The organism is Plasticicumulans sp. (genome assembly GCF_035331805.1).
Classification (GTDB): Bacteria; Pseudomonadota; Gammaproteobacteria; order Competibacterales; family Competibacteraceae; genus Plasticicumulans.
In genome coordinates this window covers 1-3,671 of record NZ_DAOLKE010000029.1, presented here as the reverse complement: position 1 = coordinate 3,671, position 3,671 = coordinate 1, and the positions used below count along the sequence as shown (strand labels likewise).

General features: G+C 67.1%; 3 protein-coding genes. 2 read left to right on the top strand and 1 reads right to left on the bottom strand.

Annotated features, from left to right (window positions below):
* Nucleotides 1–174 precede the first annotated feature (174 nt).
* The gene (locus tag PKE44_RS03940) at nucleotides 175–696 is read right to left on the bottom strand and encodes a MarR family transcriptional regulator (protein ID WP_324548378.1); all 522 of its coding nucleotides are present in this window, start codon (nucleotides 694–696) and stop codon (nucleotides 175–177) included.
* Between the two features lie 228 nt (nucleotides 697–924).
* Here PKE44_RS03940 and alaC point away from each other — a divergent pair, with 228 nt between their 5' ends.
* Together alaC and PKE44_RS03930 are read left to right on the top strand one after the other, a co-directional pair.
* Complete coding sequence (alaC, locus tag PKE44_RS03935) at nucleotides 925–2,121, top strand: alanine transaminase (RefSeq protein WP_324548376.1); 1,197 nt, start codon at nucleotides 925–927, stop codon at nucleotides 2,119–2,121.
* A gap of 48 nt (nucleotides 2,122–2,169) precedes the next feature.
* Nucleotides 2,170–3,483, top strand: coding sequence for a homoserine dehydrogenase (locus PKE44_RS03930; RefSeq protein ID WP_324548375.1), 1,314 nt, complete (start codon nucleotides 2,170–2,172; stop codon nucleotides 3,481–3,483).
* Nucleotides 3,484–3,671: the final 188 nt, after the last annotated feature.

Genomic DNA, 3,671 nt, shown 5'->3' with positions numbered 1-3,671 from the left:
CAGCGCCGCAGCCAGATGCCGGCCGAGGAAGCCGCCGGCGCCGATCAGCAGGACATGCATCGTGCCTCCACAAAGCCTGATTCGGGCAAGTTGTTCATGTGATGTCCGTAATTTCTGAATTAACAGAAATAGGCATGCCAAAAAAATCCGCCAAAGGACTGGCGGCGGACAGCATCAGGGGCGCCGGTGCAGCAGGCGGTGAATCTCCTGGGCCATGCGCAGGTAATCGATCGGCCCGGTGCCCCGGACGCCGGTCATCGTTGCGTACCACTGATCCAGCATGCCGACGAAGGCCAGCACTTCGGCGATGCGGGTCTGCACGTGGGGTTCATGCCCGGCTTCGGCTGCGCTCGCGAAGCGGCGCAGCGCCTGCAGCGTCGGATCGATCTCGCGCTGCTTGCGACCTTCGACGATCAGCCGGAACACCTCGGCGATATCGGTGACGGCGACGAAATGCTCGCGCCGGTCCCCCATGACGTGGCGCACCTGCACGAGCTGCCAGGACTGCAGTTCCTTCAGGCTGTTGCTGACGTTCGAGCGCGCCAGCCCGAGGCTCTCGACGATGGCATCGGCCGGCAGCGGTGCCTCGGCAAGGAACAGCAGCGCATGGATCTGCGCGACGCTGCGGTTGACGCCCCAGCGCGTGCCCATCTCGCCCCAGTGCAGGATGAAGTCGCGCGTGACCTCGGAGAGCATGGCGGGATTCCGTTATTTCATTAATGACAGAAATTACCGTAACGATTGCTTCCCGGCAAGCCCTGCGGATCGGCGCACCCGGCGGCCGCAGGCCGGTTGCCGATGATGGCAGGGGCAGGGGTTTCGTACTGCGCAGCCGCTGCCTGCGCTGGTTTGACAGGGTGCAGGGCGGTCCGTAACGTTCCCGGTCCTTCGCCCGCCGCAGGGCTAGTCCTCGAGGCCTGCACGATGTCTGCGCCCAGTCAGGAATTTCCGCGCATCAGCCGCCTGCCGCCGTATGTCTTCAACATCGTCAACGAGTTGAAGGCGAAGGCGCGCGCGCGCGGCGAGGACATCATCGATTTCGGCATGGGCAATCCGGACCGGCCGACACCGCAGCACATCGTCGACAAGCTGGTCGAGGCCGCGCAGCGCGACGACACGCACCGCTATTCGGTCTCGAAGGGCATCCCGCGCCTGCGCCGGGCGATCTGCAACTGGTACAAGCGCCGTTTCGATGTCGAACTCGATGCCGAGAGCGAGGCCATCGTCACGATCGGCTCCAAGGAGGGCCTGTCGCATCTGGCGCTGGCGACGATGGGGCCGGGCGATACGGTGCTGGTGCCGAATCCGGCCTATCCGATCCACCCGTACGGTTTCGTGATCGCCGGTGCCGACATCCGCCACGTGCCGATGGTGCCGGGCGTGGACTTCTTCGAGGAGCTGCAGAAGGCGATCCGCGAGTCCTGGCCGAAGCCGAAGATGCTGGTGCTGAACTTCCCCGGCAATCCGACCGCGCACTGCGTCGAACTCGGCTTCTTCGAGCGCGTCATCGCCATTGCCCGTGAGCACGGCATCTGGGTCGTGCATGACCTTGCCTATGCCGACATCGTCTTCGACGGCTACGTGGCGCCGTCGATCCTGCAGGTGCCGGGTGCGAAGGAGGTCGCGGTCGAGTTCTTCACGCTGTCGAAGTCCTACAACATGCCGGGCTGGCGCGTCGGCTTCATGTGCGGCAATCCGGTGCTCGTGCATGCGCTGGCGCGCATGAAGTCCTACATGGACTACGGCACGTTCACGCCGATCCAGGTCGCCGCGATCAGCGCGCTCGAAGGGCCGCAGGACTGCGTGGCTGAAATCTGCAGCACCTACCGTTCGCGCCGCGACGTGCTCTGCGACGGTCTCAACGCCATCGGCTGGCCGGTCGAGAAGCCGAAGGCGACGATGTTCGTCTGGGCGAAGATTCCCGAGGCCTACCGCGCGGCGGGTTCGCTGGAGTTTGCGAAGAAGCTGATCGCCGAGGCCCGCGTCGCGGTGGCTCCGGGCATCGGCTTCGGCGACTACGGTGATGATCACGTGCGCTTCGGCCTGATCGAGAACGAACATCGCACGCGGCAGGCCATCCGCGGCATCCGCGACATGTTCCGCAAGGACAGCCGCGCCTGACAGCGGCGCGTGCATCCGTTCAAGTCCGTTTCTTATGAGGTTTACACGGTGAATCCCGTCAAAGTCGGTCTGCTGGGTCTGGGTACGGTCGGGGGCGGCACGGTCAACGTGCTCAAGCGCAATGCGGAGGAAATCAGCCGGCGCGCCGGCCGCGGCATCGTCATCACGCATGCCGCCGCGAAGAACCTCGATTCGACCCGCGCCGACACGACCGGCATCCGCCTGGGCAGCGATGCCTACGAGGTCGTCAACGATCCCGAGGTCGCCATCGTCGTCGAGCTGATCGGCGGCTACGAGCCGGCGCGCACGCTGGTGCTGCAGGCGATCCGCAACGGCAAGCACGTCGTCACCGCCAACAAGGCGCTGATCGCCCGCCACGGCAACGAGATCTTCGCCGCGGCGCGCGAGCACGGCGTGACGGTGGCCTTCGAGGCGGCCGTCGCCGGCGGCATCCCGGTGATCAAGGCGATCCGCGAAGGGCTTGCTGCCAACCGCATCGAATGGCTGGCCGGTATCATCAACGGTACCGGCAACTTCATCCTGACCGAGATGCGCGACAAGGGGCGCGATTTCGCCGACGTGCTCGCCGAGGCGCAGGCGCTCGGCTACGCCGAGGCCGATCCGACCTTCGATGTCGAGGGCATCGACGCCGCGCACAAGCTGACCATCCTCGCGTCGATCGCCTTCGGCGTGCCGCTGCAGTTCGAGAAGGTCTACACCGAGGGCATCACGCGCATCACGCGCGAGGATGTCGCCTACGCCGAGCAGCTCGGCTACCGCATCAAGCATCTGGGGCTGGCGCGTGCGACCGACGAGGGCATCGAGCTGCGCGTGCATCCGACGCTGATCCCGGAGCGGCGGCTGATCGCCAACGTCGACGGCGTCATGAATGCGGTGCTGATCAAGGGCGATGCGGTCGGTCCGACGCTGTACTACGGCGCCGGCGCCGGTGCCGAGCCGACCGCCTCGGCGGTGATCGCCGACATCGTCGATGTCGTGCGCGCGCTGACCTCCGACCCCGGCAACCGCGTGCCGCACCTGGCTTTCCAGCCCGATGCGCTGTCCGACAAGCCGGTGCTGCCGGTCGAGGACATCGAGACCGCGTACTACCTGCGCCTGCAGGCCGCCGACCGCCCGGGCGTGCTCGCCGAGGTCACGCGCAGCTTCGCCGATGCCGGCATCAGCATCGAGGCGATCCTGCAGAAGGAGCCGCCGGCCGGCAGCCCCGACGCGACCGTGATCATCCTGACCCAGCGCGTGCGCGAGCGGCAGATGAACGAGGCGATCGCGCGCATCGAGGCACTCGACGCGATCACCGGCACGGTCACGCGCATCCGCCTCGAACACCTCGCCTCGAACTGAGGCTCCGCGCCGTCCGCTGCGCAGGCCCGGCCGCGTGCCGGGCCTGCGCGTTTGTGGCCGGCGCGCCGCTGCCGGATTCCACGGAGCCCGCGATGGAGCTGCTGCTGATCGTGCCCGGCCTGCTGCCGGGCTGGGATACGCTCGCCGGCTACGCGCCGCCGCAGCCGCGCGCGCCGATGCTGCGCCGG

Bases quoted from the DNA above. Each gene is read 5' to 3' on its own strand.
- alaC (WP_324548376.1), top strand. From the start codon at position 925: ATGTCTGCGCCCAGTCAGGAATTTCCGCGCATCAGCCGCCTGCCGCCG.
- PKE44_RS03940 (WP_324548378.1), bottom strand. From the start codon at position 696: ATGCTCTCCGAGGTCACGCGCGACTTCATCCTGCACTGGGGCGAGATG.